18 protein-coding genes and 1 pseudogene are annotated in these 25,209 nt (G+C 73.4%); 6 read left to right on the top strand and 13 right to left on the bottom strand.

Annotation, left to right across the window (positions count from 1 at the left end; genetic code table 11):
- Positions 1-422 precede the first annotated feature (422 nt).
- On the bottom strand, positions 423-1,157 hold the full coding sequence (locus tag ACH4TG_RS26070) for a helical backbone metal receptor (protein ID WP_398244928.1): 735 nt from the start codon (positions 1,155-1,157) through the stop codon (positions 423-425).
- Positions 1,158-1,231: 74 nt separating this feature from the next.
- Between ACH4TG_RS26070 and ACH4TG_RS26075 the strand changes: the two genes are divergently transcribed.
- The gene (locus tag ACH4TG_RS26075; RefSeq protein ID WP_398244929.1) at positions 1,232-2,170 is read left to right on the top strand and encodes a 5'-3' exonuclease H3TH domain-containing protein; all 939 of its coding nucleotides are present in this window, start codon (positions 1,232-1,234) and stop codon (positions 2,168-2,170) included.
- Between the two features lie 69 nt (positions 2,171-2,239).
- Here ACH4TG_RS26075 and ACH4TG_RS26080 read toward each other — a convergent pair whose 3' ends face one another.
- Positions 2,240-3,694 (bottom strand): MFS transporter, encoded by a 1,455-nt coding sequence (locus ACH4TG_RS26080; RefSeq protein ID WP_398244930.1) that lies wholly within the window; start codon positions 3,692-3,694, stop codon positions 2,240-2,242.
- Positions 3,695-3,821: 127 nt separating this feature from the next.
- Here ACH4TG_RS26080 and ACH4TG_RS26085 point away from each other — a divergent pair, with 127 nt between their 5' ends.
- The gene (locus ACH4TG_RS26085) at positions 3,822-4,337 is read left to right on the top strand and encodes a winged helix-turn-helix transcriptional regulator (RefSeq protein WP_398244931.1); all 516 of its coding nucleotides are present in this window, start codon (positions 3,822-3,824) and stop codon (positions 4,335-4,337) included.
- Positions 4,338-4,379: 42 nt separating this feature from the next.
- Here the strand turns inward: ACH4TG_RS26085 and ACH4TG_RS26090 are convergent, their stop codons facing one another.
- The 6 genes and pseudogenes from ACH4TG_RS26090 to ACH4TG_RS26115 all read right to left on the bottom strand — a co-directional run bounded on the left by ACH4TG_RS26090 (position 4,380) and on the right by ACH4TG_RS26115 (position 10,085).
- Entirely contained in the window at positions 4,380-5,633 is a 1,254-nt protein-coding gene (locus tag ACH4TG_RS26090) for a cytochrome P450 (RefSeq protein WP_398244932.1), read from the bottom strand.
- A pseudogene (locus ACH4TG_RS26095) lies at positions 5,630-6,831 on the bottom strand (cytochrome P450). Before ACH4TG_RS26095 ends, ACH4TG_RS26090 begins: the two are co-directional and overlap by 4 nt.
- Before the next feature lie 189 nt (positions 6,832-7,020).
- Positions 7,021-7,638 (bottom strand): GTP-binding protein, encoded by a 618-nt coding sequence (locus ACH4TG_RS26100; protein ID WP_398244933.1) that lies wholly within the window; start codon positions 7,636-7,638, stop codon positions 7,021-7,023.
- Complete coding sequence (locus tag ACH4TG_RS26105) at positions 7,613-7,972, bottom strand: DUF742 domain-containing protein (RefSeq protein WP_398244934.1); 360 nt, start codon at positions 7,970-7,972, stop codon at positions 7,613-7,615. The genes ACH4TG_RS26100 and ACH4TG_RS26105 overlap by 26 nt, the downstream gene beginning before the upstream one ends.
- Positions 7,969-8,391 (bottom strand): roadblock/LC7 domain-containing protein, encoded by a 423-nt coding sequence (locus ACH4TG_RS26110; RefSeq protein WP_398244935.1) that lies wholly within the window; start codon positions 8,389-8,391, stop codon positions 7,969-7,971. Before ACH4TG_RS26110 ends, ACH4TG_RS26105 begins: the two co-directional genes overlap by 4 nt.
- On the bottom strand, positions 8,388-10,085 hold the full coding sequence (locus ACH4TG_RS26115; protein ID WP_398244936.1) for an ATP-binding protein: 1,698 nt from the start codon (positions 10,083-10,085) through the stop codon (positions 8,388-8,390). Before ACH4TG_RS26115 ends, ACH4TG_RS26110 begins: the two co-directional genes overlap by 4 nt.
- Before the next feature lie 361 nt (positions 10,086-10,446).
- Here ACH4TG_RS26115 and ACH4TG_RS26120 point away from each other — a divergent pair, with 361 nt between their 5' ends.
- Entirely contained in the window at positions 10,447-11,286 is an 840-nt protein-coding gene (locus tag ACH4TG_RS26120; protein ID WP_398244937.1) for a polysaccharide deacetylase family protein, read from the top strand.
- A gap of 16 nt (positions 11,287-11,302) precedes the next feature.
- On the opposite strand, the gene ACH4TG_RS26125 is transcribed toward ACH4TG_RS26120, so the two are convergent.
- Positions 11,303-13,171: a 2-isopropylmalate synthase gene (locus ACH4TG_RS26125; protein WP_398244938.1), complete on the bottom strand. Its 1,869-nt coding sequence runs from the start codon at positions 13,169-13,171 to the stop codon at positions 11,303-11,305.
- 172 nt (positions 13,172-13,343) lie between these two features.
- Between ACH4TG_RS26125 and ACH4TG_RS26130 the strand changes: the two genes are divergently transcribed.
- Together ACH4TG_RS26130 and ACH4TG_RS26135 are read left to right on the top strand one after the other, a co-directional pair.
- Positions 13,344-14,033, top strand: coding sequence for a FadR/GntR family transcriptional regulator (locus tag ACH4TG_RS26130; RefSeq protein WP_398244939.1), 690 nt, complete (start codon positions 13,344-13,346; stop codon positions 14,031-14,033).
- A gap of 10 nt (positions 14,034-14,043) precedes the next feature.
- Entirely contained in the window at positions 14,044-14,709 is a 666-nt protein-coding gene (locus tag ACH4TG_RS26135; RefSeq protein ID WP_398244940.1) for an alpha-ketoglutarate-dependent dioxygenase AlkB family protein, read from the top strand.
- A 41-nt stretch (positions 14,710-14,750) separates the two neighbouring features.
- Here ACH4TG_RS26135 and ACH4TG_RS26140 read toward each other — a convergent pair whose 3' ends face one another.
- From ACH4TG_RS26140 to ACH4TG_RS26155, 4 genes are all read right to left on the bottom strand, one after another.
- Positions 14,751-18,728, bottom strand: a complete 3,978-nt coding sequence (locus ACH4TG_RS26140; RefSeq protein WP_398244941.1) for a carboxypeptidase regulatory-like domain-containing protein — start codon at positions 18,726-18,728, stop codon at positions 14,751-14,753.
- 298 nt (positions 18,729-19,026) lie between these two features.
- Complete coding sequence (locus ACH4TG_RS26145) at positions 19,027-20,022, bottom strand: hypothetical protein (RefSeq protein WP_398244942.1); 996 nt, start codon at positions 20,020-20,022, stop codon at positions 19,027-19,029.
- A 207-nt stretch (positions 20,023-20,229) separates the two neighbouring features.
- The gene (locus ACH4TG_RS26150) at positions 20,230-21,936 is read right to left on the bottom strand and encodes an MFS transporter (protein ID WP_398244943.1); all 1,707 of its coding nucleotides are present in this window, start codon (positions 21,934-21,936) and stop codon (positions 20,230-20,232) included.
- 255 nt (positions 21,937-22,191) lie between these two features.
- Positions 22,192-23,910 carry a cellulase family glycosylhydrolase gene (locus ACH4TG_RS26155; RefSeq protein WP_398244981.1) on the bottom strand — a complete coding sequence of 573 codons (1,719 nt, stop codon included), beginning with the start codon at positions 23,908-23,910 and terminating at the stop codon, positions 22,192-22,194.
- Positions 23,911-24,195: 285 nt separating this feature from the next.
- Between ACH4TG_RS26155 and ACH4TG_RS26160 the strand changes: the two genes are divergently transcribed.
- Positions 24,196-25,032: a siderophore-interacting protein gene (locus ACH4TG_RS26160; RefSeq protein ID WP_398244944.1), complete on the top strand. Its 837-nt coding sequence runs from the start codon at positions 24,196-24,198 to the stop codon at positions 25,030-25,032.
- Positions 25,033-25,209: the final 177 nt, after the last annotated feature.

Raw genomic sequence — 25,209 nt, forward strand, 5'->3', positions numbered from 1 at the left:
GGGGACCCCGCGCCCCTTCGGCAACCGGGCAGCCCCACCCGGCGGTTTGCCGTCTGCGGCGTGCGTTGTGGCTGGGCGCGCAGTTCCCCGCGCCCCTTGGATGCTGCCCGGTGGGCAGGGAAGCCCGGCCCCATTCCTCCCGCAGACGGGGGCCGGCCCGGGAGGGGACGGTGCGGGAGTGTCCCCGCAGGAACTGTGCACACACCCGGCCCACTTCACGAATAGAGCCGCACGCACAGTTCCGAGGAGACACTCCCGTGGCGGCCCCGACCCCACCCACCGAAGGTGCACCGACAGGGGCGCGAGGAACTGCGCGACCAGCCGAGACGAGACCTGCACACGGCAGAGCAGGCCCGGGGGCACCCCGGTACGAGACCAGCAGACGGCCACGCGCAGCGCGAGGCACCCCCCGCGCACCGGGGTCAGGAGGGGTTGAGGGAGGTTCGGAGGGCGGAGGCGGCCGCGGTGAGGGAGGGGCCGTACCACGTGAGATGGCGGCCGTCGACCAGAACAGCGGGGAGAGAGGGGAACGCCTCCGGCCCGTCCTCCGCGGTAAAGCGGTACGGCTCGTCCGGCAGGACCACCAGATCCGCGCCCTCCACCCCCGCGGGGTCGAACCGCGGATACCGCTCAGCGTGCGCCGCGAACACATGGTCCACGCCGAGCCGGAAAAGCAGGTCCCCCGCAAAGGTGTCCCGCCCGAGCGCCATCCACGGCCGCCGCCACACCGGCACCACCGCCGTGCGCCGCGGCCCGACCGGCCGCACCTGAGCCCACGCGGCCTCGGCGGCGTCCAGCCAGCCGGGCCTGTCCAGCCCGCACCCCTCCACCAGCACCCGCTCCAGCTCGCGGAACGCCTGCGGCAGCGACCGCACCTCGGTGACCAGGACCCGCAGTCCCGCGGAGCGCAGCGCCTCCAGGTCCGCCGGCCGGTTCTCCTCCTCGTTGGCGATCACCAGATCGGGTGCGAGCCCGATGACCGCCGCCACGTCGGGGTTCTTCGTGCCGCCGACGCGGACGACGTCCAGGTCCGCGGGATGGCTGCACCAGTCGGTGGCGCCGGCCAGCAACCCGGGCGCGGTCACGGCGACCGCTTCGGTGAGCGACGGGACGAGGCTGACGGCGCGCCGCACCGGCGCGGGACTCTCGGCGGTCATCGGTCCACGGTACGGCGGTGTGTCGGCGGGTCGTGCGATGCTGGCGCCGAGCCGGACGAGGGGATCACACCACCATGACCGAGGCGATGGACGGCAAGCCCGGCGGGCTGCTGCTGCTTGACACCGCGAGCCTGTACTTCCGCGCGTACTTCGGCGTGCCGGAGTCCGTGCGGGCCCCTGACGGCACGCCCGTCAACGCGGTGCGCGGCCTCCTGGACTTCATCGCGCGGCTGGTCGCCGACCACTCCCCCGCCGCCCTGGTGGCCTGCATGGACGCGGACTGGCGGCCGCAGTGGCGGGTGGACCTCATCCCGTCGTACAAGACGCACCGCGTGGTCGCCGACACCGCCGGCGTCGAGGAGGTTCCCGACACCCTCTCGCCGCAGGTGCCGGTCATCGAGGCGGTACTGGACGCGGTGGGCATCCCCCGGCTGGGCGCGGCCGGTTACGAGGCGGACGACGTGATCGGCACCCTCGCCTCGGCCGCCGCCGGGCCGGTGGCCATCGTCACCGGCGACCGCGACCTGTTCCAGCTGGTCGACGACGCCCGCGGCGTGCGCGTGCTGTACCCGCGCAAGGGCGTCGGCGACTGCGACGTCGTCGACGAGGAGCTGATCGCGGAACGGTACGGCGTGCGGGCCGGCCAGTACGCCGACTTCGCCGCGCTGCGCGGCGACCCGAGCGACGGGCTGCCCGGAGTGAAGGGCATCGGTGAGAAGACGGCGGCCCAACTGATCGGCGACTACGGCGACTTGGCGGGGGTGCGCGCCGCCGCCGCGGACCCGTTCTCCAAGCTCACCCCGGCCCGGCGCCGCAACATCGCCGAGGCCGCCGCCTATCTCGACGTCGCCCCCACGGTGGTCGAGGTCGCCCGCGACGTCCCGCTGCCCGCGTTCGACGCGACGCTCCCCCACCAGCCGGCCGACCCCGCGGCGCTGGAGGAGCTGGCCCGGCGGTGGGGCCTGGGCGGCTCCCTGTCCCGCCTCCTCGACACCCTGGCTGCCGCCCGCTGACCGCGACGGTCCGGGACCGTCCGGGAGGGCCGGGCGCACGCCGCGCCGCGAGGACCGCGCGCCGGCCCGCTACACCGCCGCCGCCTCGGCCTCCGGTGCCGCGCGCCGCAGCCGCGGCAGGTGGAGCAGCAGGCCCGACGCCAGTCCGAGCGCGGCCAGCACCCACCACACGCGGTGGAAGGAGTCGACGGCGGTCGCCGGCGTCGGCGTGCCGAGGACGGCGACGAAGACGCTGATCCCCAGGACCGCCCCGAGCTGCCGGAAGCTGGCGTTGATCGCCGAGCCGACGGCGAACCGCGCGGGCGGCAGCGCCTGGACGGCCGCCCCGGACTGCACGGGCAGCGTCAGCCCGATGCCGAGGCCGATGACGAGGGACGCGGGCAGGAAGTCCGCGGCCCAGTGCGGGTGGCCGCCGGTCCGCAGCGCCAGCAGTGTCCCGCCGGCCGCCCAGAACACCGCGCCCGCGGAGAGCACGAGCCGGGGGCCGTGGGCGTGGCCGAGGCGGCTCGCGGTGCGGGCGACGGCGGTGACCACCAGCGGGGAGGGCGCGCTGGCGAGGGCGGCGCGCAGCACCGAGTACCCCCACACGTTCTGCAGGAAGAGGATGTTGGCGAGCAGCAGCCCGTAGAAGGCGGAGGAGAACACCAGCGAGGCCGCGTTGACCACCCGGAACTGCCGGACGCGGAACAGCGCGAGGTCCATCACGGGGTCGGCCGCGGCCCGGGTGCGCAGCAGGAACACCGGCAGCAGCACGGCGGCGGCCGCGAACGCGGCGATCACCCGCGGGTCGGCCCAGCCCCACGAGGGTCCCTCGATGATGGCCAGGCTCAGCACGGCGGGCATCGCCGCGACCAGCAACACGCCGAGCGGGTCGGGCAGGCCGCCGGCGTGCGGCTCCCGGGACTCGCGCAGCAGGCGCAGGCCCACCAGCACGACGACGGCGCACACCGGCACGTTGACCAGGAAGATCCAGCGCCAGGACGCGTACTGGGTGAGCAGCGCGCCGATGGTGGGGCCGAGGGCCGCGGCGGCCGCGCCCATGGCGCCCCAGGTGCCGATCGCCATCGGGCGCCGCGCGGGCGGGAACTCGGGGAGGACCAGGGCCAGCGAGGTCGGGGTGACGAGGGCGGCGAACGCCGCCTGCAGCGCCCGGGCGCCGATCAGCGTCCCCGCGCTCGGGGCGGCTCCGCACAGGGCGCTGGTCACCGCGAAGCCGGTGATGCCGATCAGGAAGACCCGCTTGCGGCCGTAGCGGTCGGCGAGCCGTCCGGCGGGGATGAGCACGGCGGCGAACACCAGGCTGTAGGCGTTCAGCACCCAGGCCAGGTGCCCGGTGGTGGTGTGGAAGCCGCGGCTGATGGTCGCGAAGGCGACGTTGACGATCGTGGTGTCGAGGAAGACCACGAAGACGCCGAGGCTGCTGAGGGCCAGGACGCGCAGGGCGCGCCGCCTGTCGGCCGCGGTGCGCGGGTCCTCGGCGGCGGCGGGGGCCGGTGCGGCCGACGTCCGCTCGGGGATGGTCATGGGTGTGCCCCTCGTGGTGGGTGCGCGACAGGACACGGCAGGAGTGTGTTGTGATTTCCTACCGACTTGGCCGACGCTAGCAGCGGTGAGTAGGAGAAGACAACTGACCCGGGTTTAGGCTGGGCGCATGGACGGCAACCTCGCGGACGGCGCCGCGCAGCACGCGGCGGACGCCGACCCCACCTCCCCCGACGTCCCCCTGGACCGGATGGCGCAGCTGCCCCTCGGCCCGCGGCCGTGCTCGATCGCGGCGGCGCTGGACGTCCTGGGCGAGCGCTGGTCGCTGCTGGCCCTGCGCGAGATGGCGTACGGCGTGCACCGCTTCGCGAAGATCGCGGGGTTCACCGGGGCGTCCCGGGACATCCTGGCCGACCGGCTCCGCAAGCTGGAGGACGCCGGGGTCGTCGAGCGCCGCCAGTACAGCGAGCACCCGCCGCGCTTCGAGTACCACCTGACGCAGTCGGGCCGTGAACTCTTCCCGGTGCTGCTGGCGTTGCGCACCTGGGGCGACAAGTGGGCGGTGGAGGCACCGGCGTTGGACCTGCGCCACACCTGCGGCCACTCGGTGGACGTCGAACTGCGCTGCGGCCGCTGCGGGGACGCGGTCACCCGCGCCTCCCTCACCCCGGCCCGCCCCCGCTGACGCCCCCGGCCGCCGCGCGGCCGGGGGCGGGCCCGGGGACGGTCAGTCCCGGGCCGGGGCGGGGCCGAGGGTGACGGGGATCTGCTGCCAGCCGAAGGCGATGAAGGACGGGACCTGGCGGAGGGTGGCGGGGTCGGCGGCCAGGGCGAGGTGCTCGAAGCGGTCGAAGAGCGCGGGCAGCGCGGTGAGCGCCTCGGCGCGGGCCAGCGGCGCGCCGATGCAGCGGTGGACGCCGATGCCGAAGGCCAGGTGGTCGTCGGCGGCGCGCAGCGCGTCGAACTCGGCGGCGTCGTCGCCGTAGTGCGCCGGGTCGAGGTTGGCCGCCGCGTAGGTGGTGACGATGGCGTCGCCGGCCGGGATGGTCACGCCGTCGACGGTGATGTCCTCTGCGGCGAACCGCAGCGGGAGCGTGGCGATCGACGGGTGGACGCGCAGCGTCTCCTCGACCACCGCCTCCCAGCTGATCCTGCCCGCGCGGACGGCGGCCAGCTGCTCGGGGTGCCGCAGCAGCGCGACCACCGCGTTGCCGATGAGGTTGACGGTGGTCTCGAAGCCCGCGCCGATCACCAGCAGCAGGGTGAACAGGAGTTCCTCGCCGCTGAGCCGGTCGCCGTCCTCGTCGCGCACCCGGATCAGTTCGGTGGTCAGGTCGTCGCCCGGGTGCTCGGTCCGGTGGCCGATGAGCGCGGGCAGCACCGTCCCGATCTGCTCCTGGACGAAGGCGCCGTGCTCCGGGCTGGGGTCGGAGGTGTCCATGATGGCGGCGATCAGCGTCCCGGTGGCGTCCACCAAGTGGTCGGGCACGCCGAACAGTTCGCAGATCATCCGCATCGGCAGCGGATGCGCGAGCCCGGCCCGCAGGTCGACCGTGGCGCCGGGGTCGGCGGCCTGCGCGGCCTGAAGCGCGTCCAGCAGCTCGGCGGTGATCGCCTCGACGCGCGGCCGCATCGCCTCGGTGCGGCGGGCGGTGAAGCTGGGGGCGACGAGCCGGCGCAGCCGGGAGTGGTCGGAGCCGTAGGTGGACAGCATGTTGACCACCCCGACCCAGCCCAGGATCCATGCCCAGGACGGGTGTTCGCCCATCTCCGGCCACAACGACCAGTGCCGGCGGGGGTCCTTGCTGACCCGCGGGTCGAGGATCAGCGACTTCAGGGTGGCGTACCCGGTGGGCGCCCATGCGGGGATGCCGCCGGGCAGCTCGACCGGCACCACCGGACCCAGGGCCCGCAACCGGGCGCTCTCCGCGGGGACGTCGTCGCCGAAGGGGTCGAGGGCCGGACGGGTGGGGGCGGTCATGGGCGCTCTCCGGACTGGTCGGGGGTACGGGGCGTGAAGCGGACGGGCAGCGAGGTCAGCGAGCGGTGGAACGGCCCCGGCCGCCAGGCGAGCCGGTCACGCGGGACGACCGGCTCCAGGTCCGGCAGCCACTGGGTGAGCCGCTCGACGGCCTCGGTGGCGATCAGCAGGGTGTGGTGCTTGACCGGGCAGGCGTGCTCGCCGGCCGACCACGACAGGTGCGAGGCGTCGCTGGGGTGGTGGGCCGCGCCGAACTCCCGCTCGCCGAAGTAGCCGAGGGCGCCGTAGGAGACGACGACGGGCACCGCGGCCTGCACCCACACGCCGTGGAAGCTCACCGACTCGCGGGCGAAGTGGATGCCGTAGTTCGACAACGGCGTCTCGTAGCGCAGCACTTCGGCGACCGCGTCCATGATCGGGCGGGATCCGCTGGTCAGCGTGGAGTAGAAGTCGGCGTTGCCGATGATCCGGGACAGCGCGTTGGAGACCAGGTTGGCGGTCGGCTCGTGGCCCGCGCCGAGCGTCAGGAACACCTGCCAGGTGACCTCCTCGGGGGTCAGCTCCACCGGGTGGTCCAGCAGCCAGCTGGTGATGTCGGGCCCGCGCTCGGCGGACTTGGCGGCGATCAGGTCGAGCACGTACGCCCCGAACTCGGCCTCGCCCTCGGCTGCTTGGGCGCCGCCCTCCATCATCTTGCCGAGGCCCGCCTCCAGCCGGCCGCTCTCGCTGTCGGGCAGCCCGAACAGGTTGTTGAAGATCAACGACATCAGCGGCCGGGCGAACCCGGTGACCAGGTCCGCCTCCCCCGCCGGCCCGAACCGGGCGACCAGCAGGTCGACCGCACGGTGCACCCGCTCGCGCAGGTCGTGCGGCTCCACCAGGTCGAACGCGTCGACGAACGCGGTGCGGTAGCGGACGTGCTCCTCGCCGTCGGAGAAGAGGGTGTTGGGCCGCCAGCGCATCATGCCGAGGATCGGCGCGTCCTCGGCGACGGTGGTCTCCCACGGCCGCGGGTCGTGCGACCAGGTGGCGTCGTGTGCAGCAGGTCGAGCGCGGCCTGCCGGTCGGTGACGACGTACGCCGGTACGCCCGGGGCGAGTTCGGCCCAGCCCAGCGGGCCCTGGGCGCGCAGCGCGTCGTAGTAGCGGTGCGGGTCGGCGGCGAAGCCGTCCTCCCACAGGCGGACCGGCGCGGACAGCGTGAACGCCTCGGCGGGCGCGGGGTAGGCGGGCTTCGGACTGGACGGCGGGGAGGTCGATGCGTTCACCAGGGGCTCCGGGCGGGGGGGTCGGCGAGGGTGGGAGCCGGGCGGCGGCCCGGCGCTGCGGCCGGACGGGGCCGCCCGCGCGGTGCGGGCGGGGGGCGGAGGCAGAGCGGGAGCCGCCGGTCAGGGCCCGGCGCTCTTGTCGATCAGGTGCTGGACGAGCGCCAGCAGCGCGTCGATCGAGGAGTTGGTCTCCCGCGCGTCGCACTCCACCAGCGGGGTGCCGGGCTCCAGGTCGAGCGCCGTGCGCAACTGCTCCTCGGTGTAACTGCGCGAGTCGGGGAAGGTGTTGAGCGCCACCGCGTACGGCAGCCCGCTCTCCTCGACCAGCCCGAGCACGTCGAAGGAGTCGTCGATGCGCCGGGTGTCGACCAGCACCAGCGCGCCGAGCGCCCCGTAGGCGATGTCGTCCCACAGCGAGCGGAACCGTTCCTGCCCGGGGGTGCCGAACAGGTAGAGCACCACCCCGCCCGGCAGGCTGATCCGCCCGAAGTCGATGGCGACGGTGGTGGTGGTCTTGTCGCGCACCCCGGCCAGGTCGTCCACGGCGGCCGACGCCTCGGTGAGGTGCTCCTCGGTGTGCAGCGGGGTGATCTCGGAGACCGAGTCGATCAGCGTGGTCTTGCCCACGCCGAAGGGCCCGGCCACGAGGATCTTGACCAGTTCGCGTGCGGTGTCGGGCAGGTGCGGGCCGCTGCCCGGCTGGCGCAGACCACTAGTGCTTGAGGGCGCGGAGGCCATCGGCCACTCTCTTCAGCAGGTCGGGATCGGGCAGTTCGGCGAGCGGCACCGGCGGCCGGGTGGCGATCAGGCCGCAGCCGGTCAACTCGGCGGCCAGCACCCGGATCGCGGTCACCGGCAGCTTCAGCAGCGCGGCGCACTCGACCACCGTCAGCGAGCCGTCGCCGAGCACGTCGAGCAGCGCGTGCTGCGCAGCGGGCAGCTCCGGCGGCACGGGCCGGCCCGTGCCGGTGAGCACGGACAGCCGCTCCAGGCTGCCCCGGCTCGGCCGCGCCACCCCGCCGGTCGTCAGGTACGCGGGGACCAGCGGGCGGCCGGTCCGGCGGGCGGTCATGCCGGGCTGCCGCCATCGGTGCTGCGGGGCGCGGCGGTCATGGCCTTCTCGCCGAGCCGCGCCACCTGGGAGTGGACGCGGTGGGCGAGCAGGTCCAGGCGGACCTCGGGATCGCCGAACGCGGCCACGCAGGTGCCGTGCGCGGTCGGCGCGACGAGGATGTAGCCGTGGTCGGACTCGACGACGACCTGGCGGACCTGGGCGTCGTCCTGGTCCGCGAAGGCGGCGGCCGCGGTGCGGCAGGCGCCCTGCACGGTGCTGATGATCGCGGCGGTCCGTTCCGCGGTGGGCTGGGACAGCGCCTCGGTGTAGCCGGCCACCAGCCCGTCCCTGGTGAGCAGGACGGCCGCCCTGACGTGCGGGATCTCCAGGATCGGATCGAGCACCCACGCCGTGTCGCCGGTGTCGCGGCTGGTCATCGCGGGTCGTTCCCTTCGGTGTCGGCTTCGGATCGGGCCGCGGCGGTGCCCGCCTGGAGGGCGCCGAGCGCCGCGGCGGCCTCCTCGGGAGTGCGGGCGGGCGGTGCCGTGGCGGATGGTGCGGCGCTCGTGTCGGCGCTGCGGATACGGCGGCGGCGCTGCGGCAGCACGTCCCCGCCGGGGGCGTCCCCGTCGCGGGTGTCGCCGTCGGGGGTGTCGCCGCTGTCGGTGCTTGACTCGTCGGTGGCCGCCGTGGCGGCGGTCGTGGTGTCGGTGCCCGACGTGCCGGTGGACGTCGTGCCGGTGGACGTCGTGTCGGTGGACGTCGTGTCGGTGCCGGACGAGCCGGTGCCGGACGAGCCGTCGTCCGCAGCGGTGTCCGGCGCGGACGCCTCGTGCGTGCCGGCCCCGGCGTCCGTCGCTGCCTCGGCGGTCGCGGACGCGCGGGCGTGGGCGGTGCGCTGCTCGCCGGCACGTTGCTCGGCGCCGGAACCGTTCGCGCCGGAGCCGTTCGCCCCCGACCGGTTCGCGCCGGCTTCGCCGGTCGGGGAGGCGGCGGCGCGCGCCGGGCGCGGCGTGCCGGCGGCCGGCGGCTGCTCGGCCGGGTCGATGTGGCTGAGCAGGTGGTTCCTGATCAGCAGCACGGCCCGCACGCCGCCGTAGGGCGACGGCGAGGTCAGGTCGACCGACAGGTCGAAGCGCCGGGTGAGCTGGCCGATGGCGGCGAGTCCCATCCGCGGCGGGTCCCCGAGTTCGGACAGCAGGATCGGCTCGGTGCCGCCCACCATCCGCTGGGCGCGGGCCCGTTCGTCCGCCGCCATGCCGACGCCGTAGTCGTCGACGCTGACCGCCACGCCGTGCGGGACGCGTTCGAGGTTGACCACCACGTCGGTGTCGGGCGCGGAGTGCCGCAGCGCGTTGTCGAGCAGCTCGGCGACGATGATGGCGACCGGTTCGACGGCGTGCGAGACCAGCGCGGTACCGGGCTCCACATGGTGGTGGACCTTGACGCGGTCGTAGCCGACGAGCCGGGACTGGCCACCGGTGACCGCCTCGACCAGGTGGGACTCCTCGCGGGCCAGGCCCACCCAGGCGCCGCAGACCACCGCGGTGACCTGCGCCCGGCGCAGCGACTGCTCGTTCTCGTGGTCCAGGGTGAAGAGCACCTGGGCGAGTTCGGGGTCGTCGTACCGCTCCTGGAGACCGCGCAGCACGTCCTGCAACCGGTAGAGGCCGGCCTGGATGTCGCGGGTGGCGCCGCGCATCCCGGCGCGGGCGGCGGAGTCGACCCGCTTGCGTTCCTGGGCCATCGCGGCGAGCACCCCGGTCTGCACCGCGTCGAGCGCGTCGCCCAGCGGGGTGCCGGCGACCGAGTCGTCGAGCGGGCCCGGCACCCGCACGTGCGGGTGGGCGGCCCGGGTGGCGGTGGCCGGGATGCGCGCGGCCGCGAGATGGGCGACTTCGGCGGTGAGCGCCTCCGCGGCCCGCGCTGCCTGCGCCGTGGTCTCGGCCGACTCCGCCCGCTCGGCGTCGAGTTCGCGGCGGGCCGCGTCCCATCCGGCGTTCAGGGCGACGATCTCGCCCGCCTGCCGGGTACCGCGGCGCCGGGAGCGCAGCAGCGCGCCGCCCAGAACGAAGGCCGCCAGGGTCCCGGCGGCCAGGCAGCCGAGGACCACGTCCGGTATCTCGATCATCGCATCGGCCTCAGAGGGGTGGAGCGAGCGGAGGGTCGGGGGCCCGCCTTGCGGCGGACCCGCCAAGTACACACCGCACGGGACCGCCTTTGCCGGTGTTTTGCGCGAAGACCCGCTCAACTGATGCGTTCTCGCGACTGCTTCTGCCCCGAACTGTCCGCCCATGGGCCGATCCTCCGCCGGTTCGTGACCGCTCCGCCGCGCGGCCGCGTTCCGAGGGCTTCCCCCAGATCCCATCGCGGGATAACACGGCGTATTCCATCCCAGGTCACCCGCTATACATGGCGTGTATAGCGTCTGTGTACAGTGGGCGTCCTGCCCGTCGGCAGGCACAGCGCACCCACAGCCTGGAGGTTCACCCATGCCCCGATCGATGCGGACCGCACGGCGCGGCGCCGCTCTCGCCGCCGCGGCGGTCGCTCTGACGCTGGGGCTCAGCGGGTGCACCCGCTACCCGACGCAGACGCCGAAGGAGGCGCGGGACGCGGCGTACGCGGATGCGGCCGACGACAAGGGCGGCACCACGGGCACCACCGGCGGCACGAGCGGCGGCCAGGGCGGCCACAAGGGCGCGCTCGCCCCCGGCGCGGTCGACTGCCGCGTCGCCAAGTGCATAGCCCTGACCTTCGACGCCGGGCCGAGCCAGAACACGCCCGCGCTGCTGAAGGTCCTCCACGAGAAGAAGGTCCGGGTCACCTTCTTCCTGCTCGGCCGCAACCACGTCGAGAAGTACCCCGACCTGGTCCGGCAGATGGGGCAGGACGGCAACGTGCTGGGGAACCACACCTGGACCCACCCCCGGCTGACCGACCTGAAGCCGGCCGAGATCCGCTCCGAACTCGACCGGCTGGACACGGCCGTGGAGAAGCTCACCGGCAAGCGGCCGACCCTGATGCGCCCGCCGCAGGGCCGCACCGACAAGAAGGTGTCCAAGGTCTGCCGGGAGCTGGGCCTGGCGCAGGTGCTGTGGAACGACACCGCGTCGGACTACGCCACCACCGACAGCGCGCTCATCCACAAGCGGATACTCAAGGACGCGCACCGCGACGGCATCATCCTGCTGCACGACCTGTACAAGGGGACGGTCCCGGCCGTGCCCGGGATCATCGACGCCCTGCGCGCGCAGGGCTACACGTTCGTGACCGTCCCCGAGTTGCTGGCTCCCGCGGCGCCGGAGCCCGGCAAGGTCTACCGGCCGTAGGGTCAGTGACGGACCGTCATGTCCGGTCGTGGCGACCGCGGTTGACCGCGGAGAGCACCGCGCGTACGGACGCGGTCAGCACCGAGGTGTCCAGGCCGGCGCCCCACCACGTCTCGCCGCCGACCGCGCACTGCGCGTAGGCCACGGCCGCGCTGCCCTGCCCGGGTTCGGTGGCGTGCTCCGCGTAGTGCCGGATGTCCACGTCGACGCCGGCGGCGCGCAGCGCGTCGGTGAACGCGGCGAGCGGGCCGTTGCCGGTGCCGCGCACCCGTACGGCGCGGCCCGCGCCGGCGTCCGGGCCGGCGCCCTCCTCGACGAGCGCGTCGGCGCCGACGGTCGTCTTCGCGCCATGCAGCGTGCAGCCGAACTCGTGCTGCCCGGGGGCGGTTTCGGCGGTCTGCCAGTCGGTGGCGGTCAGCGGGCCGTCCTCGCCGGGGGCGAGGTAGGTGCGGCGGAACAGGTCCCACAGGTCCTTCGGCGTGACCTCTTCGCCGCTGGCGTCCGCGGCGCGCTGCACGACCTGGGAGAAGTCGGCCCGCAGCCGCGCCGGCAGGTCCAGGCCGCGGTGGGTCTGCAGCAGGTAGGCCACACCGCCCTTGCCCGACTGGCTGTTGACGCGGATGACGGCCTCGTAGTCGCGCCCGATGTCGGCCGGGTCGATCGGCAGGTAGGGCACCTCCCAGGGCGCCCGGGCCGGTGGCACGCCCAGTGCGGCGGCGCGCCGCACGTGGTGCGCCAGCCCCTTGCCGATGGCGTCCTGGTGGGTGCCGGAGTACGCGGTGTGCACCAGGTCGCCGGCGTACGGGTGCCGGCCGGGAACCGGCAGCCGGTTGCAGTGCTCGACGGTCCGGCGGATCTCGTCGATGTCCGACAGGTCCAGCATCGGGTCGACGCCCTGCGTGTACAGGTTGAGCGCCAGCGTGACCAGGTCGACGTTGCCGGTGCGCTCGCCGTTGCCGAAGAGGCAGCCCTCGACGCGCTGCGCGCCGGCCAGCAGGGCGAGTTCGGCGCAGGCGACGCCGGTCCCGCGGTCGTTGTGCGGGTGCACCGACAGGATGACGCTGTCACGCCGGTCCAGATGGCGGTGCATGTACTCGATCTGGTCCGCGTAGACGTTGGGCGTGGCGATCTCCACGGTGGCGGGCAGGTTGTGGATCACCGGGCGGTCGGGGGCGGCGTCCCACAGCGCGGTCAGGCCGTTGCAGACCTCCAGGACGTAGTCCGGTTCGGTGAGGTTGAAGACCTCGGGCGAGAACTCGAAGCGCACGCCCGGGTGGTGCTCGGCCAGCCGGGCGCTCTGCGTCGCGGCCTGCTCGATCAGCGCCCGCAGCGCGCCGCGCTCCCGGCCGATGACGACCTGCCGCCACACCGGCGCGGTCGCGGTGTACAGGTGGACGACGGCCCGCGGCAGCCCGGCGACGGAGGCGAAGGTGCGCTCGACCAGGTCGGCGCGGGCGGCGGTGAAGACCACCACGGTGACGTCGTCCGGGACGGCGTCGGCTTCGGCGAGGTGGCGCACGAAGTCGAAGTCCGCCTGGCTGGCGGACGGGTAGCCGATCTCGATCTCCTTGAAGCCCATGGCGGTCTGGAGGTCGAACAGCCGGCGCTTGCGGGCCGGGTCCATCGGCTCGGCCAGTGCCTGGTTGCCGTCGCGCAGGTCGACCGGCACCCACAGGGGTGCCCGCTCGATCCGGGCGGACGGCCACTGCCGTCCCTCGCCGGTGGTGCGGACCTCGACCCGCTCGTGGGCGGGGCGGTAGCGGTGGTGCGGCATGGCGCCGCCGCGCTGCGGGTTCCAGGGCGGGCTGCCGGCGGGTACCGGCCCGGCCGGGGTGTGCAGGGTCGGAAACGCGGTGGGCGCGGGGGCTGGGACGGGTGCGTTCATCGGTGGTGATTCCCTCGGTGGGTGCCGGTGGCAGACCGGCAGCACCGAACCCCGCGGCGGGGTGCCGGTCGTGTCAGGCCCCGCCGCGGCATCCGAGAAGGAGGCCTCGCAGCGTCATGGCGGGTAGACTAGCCACAGAGGACTCCTCAGACAAGCGGACAGGTGAACGACGATGGCGATGGGCTCGCTGCGCCCCAGCCCCCTGGTGGAGCAGGCCACCGAGCGGCTGCGGGCCGAGATCACCGGCGGGCAGTGGCCGGTCGGCACCCGGCTGCCCGGCGAGACGACCCTGGCGGCGGACCTGGGCGTCGGCCGGTCCACCGTGCGCGAGGCGCTGCGGGCGCTGGCCGGTGCAGGGCTGGTGAAGACCCGGCAGGGTGCCGGGGTGTTCGTCATCGCCACCCGTCCGGTCGAGGACTGGCCGACCCGCTTGCGCCGCGCCGCGCTCGCCGACATCTACGAGGTCCGGATGGTGCTGGAGGTGCAGGCCGCCCGGATGGCGGCCGAGCGGCGCACGCCCGACGACCTGGCGGCGCTCGACGCGGCGCTGGCCGCCCGCACCGCCGCGGCCCCGGCCGGGGGCGCGGCGTTCATCGACGCCGACATCGCGCTGCACACCGCGGTGGTCGACGCCGCCCACAACCCGGTGCTGTCCGACCTGTTCGCCGAGTTCGTGCCGGCGCTGCGCGAGGGGCTGATCGACCTGCTCGACCTGGTCGACGTGCGCTCCCACGACGCCGAGCACGGTGCGGCCGCGCACGCCGGCCTGGTGGCGGCGGTGACGGCGGGCGATCCGGAGACGGCGGAGCAGGTGCTGCGGGACGAGCTGGGCGTGACGCTGGCGCACGTCCGCCGGCGCTGAAGGGCCCGCGGTGGACGGGCTGTTCCCCGGCGAGCCCCGGGTGCGCTCCTCCCCCGCGCCGGGCGCGGTGCACGTCCCGGACTGGCTCTCGCCGGACGAGCAGCGGGAGTTGGTGGCCGCGTGCCGCGCATGGGCGCGCGGTCCGGTCCCGATGCGGCACACCCGGCTGCCGCGCGGCGGGGAGATGTCGGTGCAGACGGTGTGCGTGGGCTGGCACTGGCGGCCGTACGCCTACTCGCGGGACGCGCCGGACGTCAACGGCGCGCGGGTGGCCGAATTCCCCGAGTGGCTGGGTGCGTTGGGCCGGCGGGCGGTCGCCGACGCCTACCGGGACCCGGCGGCGGGCGCCGCGTACGCGCCGGACACGGCGCTGGTGAACTTCTACGACGCGAGGGCCTCGATGGGCATGCACCAGGACAAGGACGAGCAGGCGGACGCGCCCGTGGTCTCGTTGAGCGTCGGCGACACCTGCGTGTTCCGCTTCGGCAGCCCGCACAGCCGCGGAATGCCGTACACCGACCTGGAGTTGGTCTCCGGTGACCTGTTCGTCTTCGGCGGCCCGTCCCGGTTCGCCTTCCACGGGGTGCCGCGGGTGCTGCCCGGCACGGGCGAGCCGGCCACCGGACTGACCGGTGGCCGGCTCAACGTCACGCTACGGATGACCGGGCTGGAGTGAGCGGACCGGGCGCGGTGGCCGCGCCCGGTCCCGAGCGGCGGTCAGTCCTTGAGCAGCGTGAAGTTCTGGGTCGTCGTCGCTCCCTTCGCGATCTTCACGGTGGTCACGGTCGGCTGGTAGCCGTCCTTGGCCACGATGAGCTGCAGCGGGTTGTTGCGGACGTCCAGCCACAGCTGGTACGACCCGTCCTTGGCCGTCTTGAGCGTGTAGTGCGTCGCCCAGGTGTTGATCTGCACGGTCGCCGCGGCGAGCGGTGCCCCGCCGGACGCGGTCACCGTGCCGGTGATCTTGCCCCAGGTGGCCGGCGGCTTGACGGTCATCGTGACGCCGATGGGCGCGAGCCGGTACGGCGTGTCGCTGCCGAGGCCCAGCGAGGCGGAGTAGTCGCCGGGCTGGGTGATCTCGGGCACCGACGCGTCCACGGTGACCGTCACGGTGGTGGTGGCACCCGGCTGCACGGTGACCGTCGTGGCGCTCTCCGACAGCCAGGTGACGTCGGCGGACTCCGTCTGGTCGTACCCGGGCAGCACCTCGGCCGCCTTGTTGGGCGTGCTGCCGGTCATGCCGCCGACCGCGTAGAAGCCAGTGCTGCCGCCGCCGCGGTAGAGCGAGGAGTTGGCGTTGGGCAGCGCGGTCCAGCTGTTGTCGTTCGGCTGGTACGCCCACGTCTGGTTGGTCAGCGCGCCACCGGCGTTGATCGCGCCGCCCTTGACGAGCAGCACGCCGTTGGCGGCGGTGTAGGACGCACCCCAGGCGTCGGTCGGCTGGTCGGCGATCGGCGACCAGGAGTCGGCGGCGGGGTCGTAGACGTAGGCCTTGGTGATGCTGCCGGCGTCGGTGGTACCGCCGGAGCAGTACAGCTTGCCGCCGATGCCGCCGCAGGACTCCCACGAGACCGGCTGCGGGTAGGCCGCGAGGCTCGCCCACGAGTCGGTCGCCGGGTCGTACGCGGTGACGTCGGTGGTGCCGCACGCGGTGCCGGTGCAGCCGCCGACCGAGTACAGCTTGCCGTCGAGGACGGCGCTGCCCGAACCGGCGTACGGCTTCGGCGTGCTGGCGGCGGTGGACCAGGTGTTGGAGGCGATGTCATAGACCTCCAGCTTGGGGTCGGGGTTGCCGGAGGAACCCCAGCCGCCCGCCGCGTAGAACTTGCCGTCGATGATCCCGTGGGCCGGGGCCTCGCGGGTGTCGGCGGCGGAGGCGAGCTTGGTCCAGGCACCGCTGTCGGCGCTGTACGCGTACATGTCGCTGGTGTCGTTGAGACCGGTGTAGCCGTACGCCGAGTAGACGGTGCCCTGGTAGGTCGCCACGGCGTTGTCACCGGTGGTCACCGGCAGGTCGGGGATCGTCTGCCAGGCGTCGCCCGCCGCGCCCTGGACCGAGTCGGCGGGCTGGGCCGCGGACTTGGCGTTGGGCTTGGCACCGGCCTTGTCGGCCTGCGCCTTCAGCGACATCGGCGAGTAGGTGCCCTTGACGAGGTTGAGCGGGGCGCCCTGCTTCTGGATGACGACGCCGCCCGGGTTCTCGCCCAGGGTCAAGGTGGCCGGCGCGGTGCCGGTGTTCTTGACGGTCACCGCCTGCGTGGCGCTCTTGCCCCACGCGACGGTCTTGGCGATCGAGGCCGGCGTGACCTTCAACTGCCCGGCCTTGAGGCTCAGGTTGCGGGCGGTCGCGCTGTCCGGAGCGATGTTCGCGGAGGCCGACACGGTGGTGTAGTGCGAGGCCGCGGCGGACACCGGGTGCTTCCCGGTCAGGTGCGAGAAGGTCCAGTAGAAGCCGTCACCGAGGTTCGGGTCGTCCGGGGTGGCGACCGAGGTGGTGTGGTCGGCGGGCGAGTCGTCGCTGGTCACCGTGGCGCCGTTGACGCCGTCCTTGGTGTTGGCGTCGGTGACGTTGCCGACGATCAGGCCGCCGGGCACCGGGTCGTAACTGCGCTGCCCGACGAAGACGTTGTCCAGCTGCCACCAGTACGCCCAGGTGCCGGTGTAGTGGAAGCGCAGCCGCACGTCGCTCTTGCCCGCGTAGTCCGTCAACGGCAGGTTCAGGTGCGTCGGGCCGGTGACGGAGGTGGTGGTCTTGTGCCACAGGTTGGTCCAGGTGGTGCCGCCGTCCACCGAGACGTCCACGTCAGCCGTGGAGTTGGAGAACGACTTGTAGTCGGTGTCGAAGCCCAGGATCGGGTCGGCCGCGCTGCTCAGGTCGTAGGACGGGCTCAGCAGCGTGGAGTCCTGGTGCTTGCCGGACCCGATGTTGTCGCTGTCGATGTTGGCGAACCCGCCGCTGCCACCGGTGCGGTTGCCCCGGTTGCCCGGGTCGGTGAACGTCCAGCCACCGGTGGTGCCGTCGGCGTTGGTGATGCTCCAGCCGTCAGGGGTGGCGGTGGTGCCGAACGCCTCGGTGGGTCCGGTCAGGTGCACGGTGTAGCCGGGGGCCTGGCCGGCCTCGGCGTCGACCGGCACGGCGATGTTCACCGTGCTCGCGTCCGCTCCGACCTGCACGGTCTTGTCGACCGTCTTGTAGCCGGGGTAGTTGGACGCGACGTGCAGGGTGTAGGACGCGCCCTGCGGCAGCGACAGCGAGTAGGCGCCGGTGGCCGGGTCGGTGAAGACCGGTCCGCCGGGCACGCCGTCCGCGGTGATCTTGGCGTACAGCGGCCAGCCGTGGCCCGAGCCGTCGCTGACCTTGCCGACCACCGTCTGGCGGGGCACGGAGTCCAGCGCGAAGGACTCGGTGACGGTCGCGCCGTCCACCAGTGCGACACCGTTGTCGGTCGCCGTCGAGTAGCCGTAGGCGCTCGCCGTGACGTCGTAGCTGCCCGGCGGGATGTCGAGCTTGTAGGCGCCCGTGGCGTCCGAAGTGGCGCTGTAGTCACCGGCCTTGACGGTCGCGCCGGCGATCGCCGCGCCCGTCGCGTGGTCGGTGACGGTGCCGCTGATCACGCCGTGCGGCCCGCTGCGGAACGCGGCCAGGCCGTTGGGGGTACCCAGGCCGGTCGGACCGTCGTAACCGGGCCCCGCGGTGCACAGGGCGGCCGGGGTGCAGGTGCCGTTGTTACCCGTGGTCACGTCGTTCAGCGCGCCGCGCTGCGCGTACGGGTAGGCGTTCGGGTACGTGCCCGCGGCCGGGGTACCGGCCGACGCGTACACACCCGCGATGATCGGCGAGGAGGCGCTGGTGCCGCCGTACACGGCCCAGCCGCTGCCGCCGTAGGTCTGGTAGACCGAGACGCCGGTCACCGGATCGGCCACGGCCGAGACGTCGGTGAGGGTCCGCTTGGCGCACGCCGTGTCGGTCTGGAACGCCGGCTTCGGCTCGTACAGCGAGCAGCCGGAACCGGGACCGCCGTAGGCGTTGTGCCACACCGACTCGCTCCAGCCGCGGCTGGTGCTGGTGTCGCGGGTGAGCGCGGTGCCGCCGACCGAGGTCACGTACTGCGACGCCGCCGGGTAGCTGACGCCGTAGTCGCTGTCACCGGAGGACGCGACGACCGCGACGCCCGGGTGGTTGTAGTACGGGTCCATCGCGGTGAGTTCCGACGGGTCCTCGCCGCTGCCGGGCGAGCTGTTGTAGCCCGTCCCGTAGGAGTTGGACACGTACTTCGCGCCCATCGCGACCGCCTGGTCCACCGCCGCGCCGAGGTCCGCGAAGTTCGCGGAGTCGGCCTCGACGAGCAGGATGTGGGCGTTGGGCGCGACCGCCGAGACCATGTCGACGTCGAGCGAGATCTCACCGGCCCAGCCCGAGTCCGGGTTGGGGTAGTCCGTGCCGCCGCGCTGGCTGACCTTGCTGAAGCAGCCGTTGGCCGTGGTGCACGCCGGCAGCCCGAACTGCTGCCGGTACACGGCCAGGTCGGCCTCAGCGTTCGGGTCGTCGTACGCGTCGACGATCGCGATGGTCTGCCCGGCTCCGCCGTCCGCCGGCAGGGCGTACGCGCTCTGCAGGTCACCGGGGCCGAAGCCGGCGGGGGTGGTGGCCGCCGGCTGGACTCCGTGGAGGGCGGGTACGTCGGTGCGTCGCATCGCGAAGCAGGAGAACGATCCCGGTTTGGCATCTGCACAGGCCCGGACCACGTCGGGCCGGTCGTCCTGCGTCTTGGGCGCTGCGTGCGCCACGACTGCCAGTGGCAGTTGGAGAGCGATCACTGCGAGGGTTGCCGCGGTGGCGGCGCGCCGTCTGAGCGAGGGTATGCGCAAGGTGGGTCTCCCTTGGGCCATGTGTGCTCGGTTCAGTCGAACCGCTGGCGTATACCTGTGCACCACATGCACCTTCGGAACCCCGAATGCCTTGACGGAAACGTGACAACTTCCCGACCGTGCGTCACGTCGGCATTCCGCCACCCTGAGTACCGGTAGGTAACTCTCCGCTTCCGGTTGGTGTGCCGGAAACCGGTTCCTGCCCGTCCAGCCAGCCGTGCCGTGCGGCGTGCCACACCAGCTGGATGCGGTTGTCCACACCCGCGGCCTGCTCCATCGCGGAGATGTGGCGCTGGACGGTCCGCACCGCCACGCCGAGCGCTCGGGCCATCGCCGCGTCCGTGCTGCCGCCCACGAGCATGCCGAGGATCCGCAACCGCAGGGGGCTGTGCGGGGTGCCCAGCGGGACGCCCGCCGCCCACACCGACTCGAAGAGCGTGACGAGCGCGTCCAGCAGGCCGCTGGGCCGCACCACCATCAGCAGCGGGTCCGACAGCGGGTCGTCGGCGGCCAGCGGCAGCAGCGCCCGCGAGTGGTCGGCGATGGCCAGCTGCACCGGCAGCCGGTCGGCGACCCGCAGGTGCGCGGCGCCGAACACTCCCCCGGCGTCCAGGACTTCACGCTCGACGATCACCCGGCTGCGCACCCCGTGCCGCAGCGCGGGGGCGCCGCCCACGGCCGGCCCCGACCCGGGCGCCCGGGCGAACACCAGCAACTCCTCGTCCACCCCGGCGTACAGCTCCTCGACCTGCTCCCGGACGGCGGCCGCGCCCTCCACCACCTGGACGATCTCCCCCGCCCTGCGCCCCTCGTGGACGCGGTGGTACTCCATGCCGAGCCGGTCGAGCAGTTCGCGACCGCGGCGCAACTGCTCCTGCGCGCGGGACAGCAGCGGCAGGAACTCCGACTGCGGGGGCAGCGGGTACCACAGGCCGTCGCCGGACCGCCGCACCAGCCCGCGGCGCGCCAGCTCGCCGCAGGCGGACTCGGCGTTCTCCGGCGACACGCCCATGCTCCGGGCGAGTTCCACCGCGGCAACCCCGCGTGTGGCGATGAGCAGCGGGTAGGCCCGATCCGCATCGGCGCTCAACCCCAGTGCCTCAAACGGACGTTCGGTCATGATCGGGGACTGTAGTCGTCAAGTACCGGTCAAGACCGGGGAATCGTGCACCTCACAGGCGGTCACGACCCGAACACCGGGCCGTGGCCGCCGGATCGAGGGCCCGTCACCTGCGACGGCGGGCCACCGGGAGAGCGGCGCGCCGATCCGCCGCCCGGCTGCCGGCAAGGGCCGCCGGACGCACCCGGCGGCCGGCCGCGACCGCCGTCAGGCGCGCTCCTCGGCGAGGGCGGCCAACTCCCTGTCCACGGCCTCCTGATGCAGCTCGGCGTCCTCGCGGGCCCGCTTGGGGCTCCAGCGGCCCGTCATCAGGAACACGAACGGCAGGAACAGCACCTGGCCGCCGACGCAGATCCACCACCAGGTGCGCCACTGCCCGGGTCCGTCGTGGGCGGCCTTCTGCACCTTGGTGCCGTACCTGGTGAGGATGTCGAGCTGCGGCTGCGCCTTCTGCACCACCGCCAGGTCGGCCGCGCCCACCTCCTGCACGGCCCGCGCGGCGACGTCCGGCGGCACCTTGCCCGCCGGGTACTTGCCGAGCTCCGCGAAGGTCTGCGGATGGGCGCCGACGATCGCGAGCGCGGGCGCCGCCTGCTGCTGGGCCGCGGTGACCTGCGCGCCGTGGTCGACGAGCGGCGTCACCGAGGTGACCAGCACCGGGATGAACGCGGCGGAGACCGCGACCACCGCGCGGATCGTCCAGCCCCACACCGCCAGGCCGGTGGCGGTGGCGGCCGGGTTGTGGCGCTCGACGGTCTCGGTGAAGCTCGCCATCCACGGCGCGTAGGCGACTCCGCTGAACACGCCGATGGCGACGAACAGCCAGGCGAAGGTGTAGTAACCGGTCGCGGGGTGGGTGGCGCGGGTGGCGAAGACCGCGGTGGCGACGATCGAGCCGACCGCGCCCACGATCATGAACGGCTTGCGCACCCTGATCCGGTCGGAGAGCAGGCCGACGGCGACCAGGGCGATGGCGTTCGCTGCCCAGTACCAGTTGGCGACGGCGTTCGCCCGCTGCTCGCTGTAGCCGTAGGTGGTGGCGAAGAAGACCACGAAGTTGCCGACCGCGGCGAAGTAGAGCAGCAGGTAGATCGAGATGGCCAGGGCGGATCCGGTGATGTCCGGGCGGAGCATCTGCCGCCACTCGCCGCGCCGGGCCGCCGCCGGGTCGATGCCCTTGGCCCGCGCCTCCACCAGCGCGCGGTCCCGCAGGGTCACCATGATCTGGTCGCGCAGGGCGGGCGACAGCTCCCGCAGTGCGAAGAGGGCGACCGCGAAGACCACGAACCCGGCGAACCCGGAGTAGCGCAGCTCGTCCTGCCAGGTCGCGCTGTCCAGCGTGTGGCTGGTGACCGTGGTGACGACGAGGCTGCCGACGACCGGGCCCATCGTCCAGGCGCCCATGGCGGTGGCCCGGCCGAGCTGCGGCGAGAAGTCCCGGATCAGCGCGGGGGTGGCCACCAGCACCACGCCCTCGATGAAGCTGACGAGCGCGAACAGCACGAGGTAGGTGGCCTTGGAGCCGGCGTTGGGCAGCCCGAAGAAGACCAGCAGCGAGGCCGCCAGCAGCCCGTAGACCACCATGTTGGCGCGACCCCAGCGGTCGGCGAGCCCGGCGGCCAGCGAGGCGAAGGCGCCCACCGCGTTGCCGACCACCGACACCCACACGAAGTAGCGGTAGGTCATGCCGAAGTGGGTGATGATCGACGTCGCGACCGCGTACTGGATGTAGAGCATGTAGTAGAGCACGACGGTGGTGACCACCACGATCGCCAGATACGCCAGCCGGCGGCCGGTGGCCGGATAGGCGGCCAGGTCCCGGCGCAGCAGCCGGGTCAGTGCGGTGCGGGCACCGGCGGCCGGGGCTGAGGGCCCCGGTCTGCCGTCGTCGAAGGACGTCGGAGTGGCGGACATACGGCTCCTCCAGATGGTGCAGGACGACCGGTGGGGTGGCCTCGGAGCAGCCGGAACGCCTACGGCACGTTCGGAACGCGTACGGCGGGCCCCGAGTTGGGCAGAGGGTAGTACCGACCGGTCGGTATGCCTAGGGGGTGCGCACGGGTGCGCGCACGCCGATGCCGGCGGGTCCCGGGCGGGACCCGCCGGCATCGGCCGGGCAGTGGTGCGGGTGGAACGGGTGTGTCGCGGGTAGGGCGCGGGTCGCCCGGGTCAGGACGCGGTGCAGGTGAGCGCCGGGGCGGTGAACGCCCCCGAGGCCGTGCCCTGGAACCCGAAGCTGGTCGAACCCGCGGCGGCGACCGCGCCGTTGTAGCTCAGGTTGGTCGCGGTGACCGCGGCGCCGCTCTGCTGGACGATGGCGCTCCAGGCACTGGTCTCCTGCTGGCCGCCCGGCCAGGTCCAGGTGACCTTCCAGCCGTTGATCGCCGCGCTGCCCGCGGTGACCGTGACGGTGGCGGTGAAGCCGGCGTCCCACTGGTTGTCGACGTGCAGGGTCGCAGCGCAGCCGCCGCCCCCGGTGCCGCCGGTGGAACCGGAGGACGTACCGGAACTCGTCCCCGAGGACGTGCCGGTGGAGGTGCCCGACGAGGTGCCGCTGGAACTGCCCGAGGTGGTGCCGGACGTGGTGCCCGTGGTGGTGCCTGACGACGTTCCGGAGGACGTTCCGGACGAGGTGCCCGAGGACGTGCCGCCGGTGGAGCCGGTGCCGCCGAAGGTGGGTGCCTTGATCGAGGCCAGGTAGCCGTCCTTGACGGTGTCGACGGTCTGCCAGTCGTCCTTGAGGATGCCGCCGGTGTCACCGGAGTCCGGGTTCCACGACCAGAAGGTCCAGCTGAAGCTGTCCCCGCCGTTGCCCGCGGTCGGCCGCAGGTAGTCCACCAGCGCCTTCAGCCAGGTCTGGTCGGTGGTCGACTGCAGCGTGGTGCCGAACTCGCCGACCCACACCGGGGCGATGTTCTGCTTGAACAGGTAGCCCCAGTACTTGTCCCAGATGCCCGGCATGTTGGCCGGGAAGCTCGGGTCGGTGAACCAGGTCTGCTGCGCCACGCTGGTGGCGTAGTCGTGCGCCGAGTACACCACGCGGTTGGCCACGTTCAGCTCCACCGGGTACTGGCCGGCGCCCATCAGGTTGCCGCCCCACCACCCGGAGGTGCCGTTGAAGGTCTGGATGCCCTCGACGAAGATCAGCAGGTTCGGGTTGACGCCGAGGATCGCGTTGCCGGCCCGCTCCGCGGCCAGCCGCCAGTCGATCGTCGTGTCGCCGCAGCCCCAGCAGGCCGGATCGTGCGGCTCGTTGTGCAGGTCGATGCCGACCACGGCGGTGTTGCCCTGGTAACGGGTGGCCAGCGCCTTGAGGTTGGTGATCCAGGTCGACTCAGGGACGGCGCTGGTGTACCAGAGCGCGGACTGCCCACTGGCGTCCGGCCGGTGCCGGTCCAGGATCACCCGCAGGCCGATCGAGCCCGCGTAGTCGACGATCTTGTCCATCACCTGGAGGGACGTCAGGCCCTGCAGATCGGTGTTCATGTTGTAGAAGTTGATGCTGTTGGGCATCGTGCCGGGCTTGAAGATGTCGTCGCTGTACGGCAGCCGGATGGTGTTGTACCCCAGCGACTTCATCTGGTCGATCATCGACTTGTAGTCCCGCGACCAGAGGCCGTGGACCACGTCGTTGGACGTCTCGAAGCCGAACCAGTTGACGCCCGCGATGCGGACCGGCTGGTTGTCCGCGTCCAGGATCTGCCGCCCGCTGGTGTGCCAGTAACCGGTGCCGGCGGCCGGCGCGGCGACCGCCGCCGGGGCGGCCGCCGCGGAGGCGCGCGACTGCCCGGAGAGGGCGAAGGCCGCGAGTGCCACCGCGGCGAAGAGCGCGGCCAGGATCACCCGCAGCCGGCGGAGTTGTCTCGGTGGGCCCGACGGACCCGTCATGGTGACCACGGCGCGATTCCTCTCGGTGGGGGGATGGAATGCTTCATGTCGTGGTGGGCGCACATGTGTCCGGAGCGCAGTGGGAGCGCTCCCAAGCGCAACTTATGGAAGCGAGGCCACCCGAGGGACGTCAAGGGGAATCACCGCGTACAAGAACTGAAGGGTCTCCTGGACGGGCCTGCCGACGGGGTCGCGGCGGGTTTCGCGGGCCCCGCGGGCACGCCGCCCGGGCGGGATCCGGCCATCGGGTTAGGCTTACCTAACCACGATCTGGAGGCAGCCACGATGGCGGAGCGACCGCAGCGCAGGAACCCGCAGCCCAAGCACGCCCGGGTGGCGCGCACCGAGCGGCTGACGCCGCACATGATCCGGGTGGTGCTGGCCGTCGATCCGGCCGCCGCGCTGGACATCGGCACCTACACCGACCACTACGTCAAGCTGCTGTTCGCGCCCGAGGGCGTGGTCTACCCCGAGCCGCTGGACGTGGAGGCGGTGCGGGCCGCGCTGCCGCGCGGGCAGTGGCCGCGGACCCGGACGTACACCGTGCGGGCGTGGGACCCGGACACCCGGGAGATGACGGTGGACTTCGTCCACCACGGCGACGAGGGCCTCGCCGGTCCGTGGGCGGCGCGGGCACGGCCCGGCGACAGCCTCTGGTTCCAGGGACCCGGCGGCGGCTACGCACCCGACCCGAAGGCCGACTGGCATCTGCTCGCCGGGGACGAGAGCGCCCTTCCCGCCCTGGCCGGCGCAGTCGAGCAACTGCCGGCCGGGGCACCGGCGAAGGTGTTCGTCGAGGTGGCCGGGCCGGAGGAGGAGCAGAAGCTGCCGACCGCCGCGGACGCGGAGGTCGTGTGGCTGCACCGCGGGTCGCGCCCGGTCGGCGCGGCGCTCGTCGAGGCGGTCACGGCCCTGGAGTTCCCGCCCGGCGACGTCCACGTCTTCGTCCACGGCGAGGCCGGCTTCGTGAAGGAACTGCGCCGCCTGCTGCGCCTGGACCGCGGCGTCCCCCGCGACCGGATGTCCATCTCCGGCTACTGGCGCCGCGGCGCCGACGAGGACGGCTGGCAGGCGTCCAAGCGCGAGTGGAACGCCCAGGTGGAAGCGGAGCAGGAGGGCTGACGCACGAGCCGGTGGAGTGGGGGGCTGAGGAACGAGGCACCCCGCGCAGCCGGCGAGCAGGAAGACCGACCACCCACACCACGGGCTGACGCACGAGCCGGCGGAGTGGGGGGCTGAGGAACGAGGCACCCCGCCCAGCCGGCGAGCAGGAAGACCGACCACCCACACCACGGGCTG

This window comes from Streptomyces sp. NPDC020917 (genome assembly GCF_044333795.1).
Taxonomy (GTDB): Bacteria; Actinomycetota; Actinomycetes; order Streptomycetales; family Streptomycetaceae; genus Actinacidiphila.

Coding starts and splice junctions, on each gene's coding strand:
- ACH4TG_RS26160 (WP_398244944.1), top strand. CDS start 24,196: ATGGCGGAGCGACCGCAGCGCAGGAACCCGCAGCCCAAGCACGCCCGG.
- ACH4TG_RS26120 (WP_398244937.1), top strand. CDS start 10,447: ATGCCCCGATCGATGCGGACCGCACGGCGCGGCGCCGCTCTCGCCGCC.
- ACH4TG_RS26125 (WP_398244938.1), bottom strand. CDS start 13,171: ATGAACGCACCCGTCCCAGCCCCCGCGCCCACCGCGTTTCCGACCCTG.
- ACH4TG_RS26070 (WP_398244928.1), bottom strand. CDS start 1,157: ATGACCGCCGAGAGTCCCGCGCCGGTGCGGCGCGCCGTCAGCCTCGTC.
- ACH4TG_RS26130 (WP_398244939.1), top strand. CDS start 13,344: ATGGCGATGGGCTCGCTGCGCCCCAGCCCCCTGGTGGAGCAGGCCACC.
- ACH4TG_RS26115 (WP_398244936.1), bottom strand. CDS start 10,085: ATGATCGAGATACCGGACGTGGTCCTCGGCTGCCTGGCCGCCGGGACC.
- ACH4TG_RS26110 (WP_398244935.1), bottom strand. CDS start 8,391: ATGACCAGCCGCGACACCGGCGACACGGCGTGGGTGCTCGATCCGATC.
- ACH4TG_RS26090 (WP_398244932.1), bottom strand. CDS start 5,633: ATGACCGCCCCCACCCGTCCGGCCCTCGACCCCTTCGGCGACGACGTC.
- ACH4TG_RS26145 (WP_398244942.1), bottom strand. CDS start 20,022: ATGACCGAACGTCCGTTTGAGGCACTGGGGTTGAGCGCCGATGCGGAT.
- ACH4TG_RS26100 (WP_398244933.1), bottom strand. CDS start 7,638: ATGGCCTCCGCGCCCTCAAGCACTAGTGGTCTGCGCCAGCCGGGCAGC.
- ACH4TG_RS26105 (WP_398244934.1), bottom strand. CDS start 7,972: ATGACCGCCCGCCGGACCGGCCGCCCGCTGGTCCCCGCGTACCTGACG.
- ACH4TG_RS26150 (WP_398244943.1), bottom strand. CDS start 21,936: ATGTCCGCCACTCCGACGTCCTTCGACGACGGCAGACCGGGGCCCTCA.
- ACH4TG_RS26085 (WP_398244931.1), top strand. CDS start 3,822: ATGGACGGCAACCTCGCGGACGGCGCCGCGCAGCACGCGGCGGACGCC.
- ACH4TG_RS26155 (WP_398244981.1), bottom strand. CDS start 23,910: ATGACGGGTCCGTCGGGCCCACCGAGACAACTCCGCCGGCTGCGGGTG.
- ACH4TG_RS26075 (WP_398244929.1), top strand. CDS start 1,232: ATGACCGAGGCGATGGACGGCAAGCCCGGCGGGCTGCTGCTGCTTGAC.
- ACH4TG_RS26080 (WP_398244930.1), bottom strand. CDS start 3,694: ATGACCATCCCCGAGCGGACGTCGGCCGCACCGGCCCCCGCCGCCGCC.
- ACH4TG_RS26140 (WP_398244941.1), bottom strand. CDS start 18,728: ATGCGACGCACCGACGTACCCGCCCTCCACGGAGTCCAGCCGGCGGCC.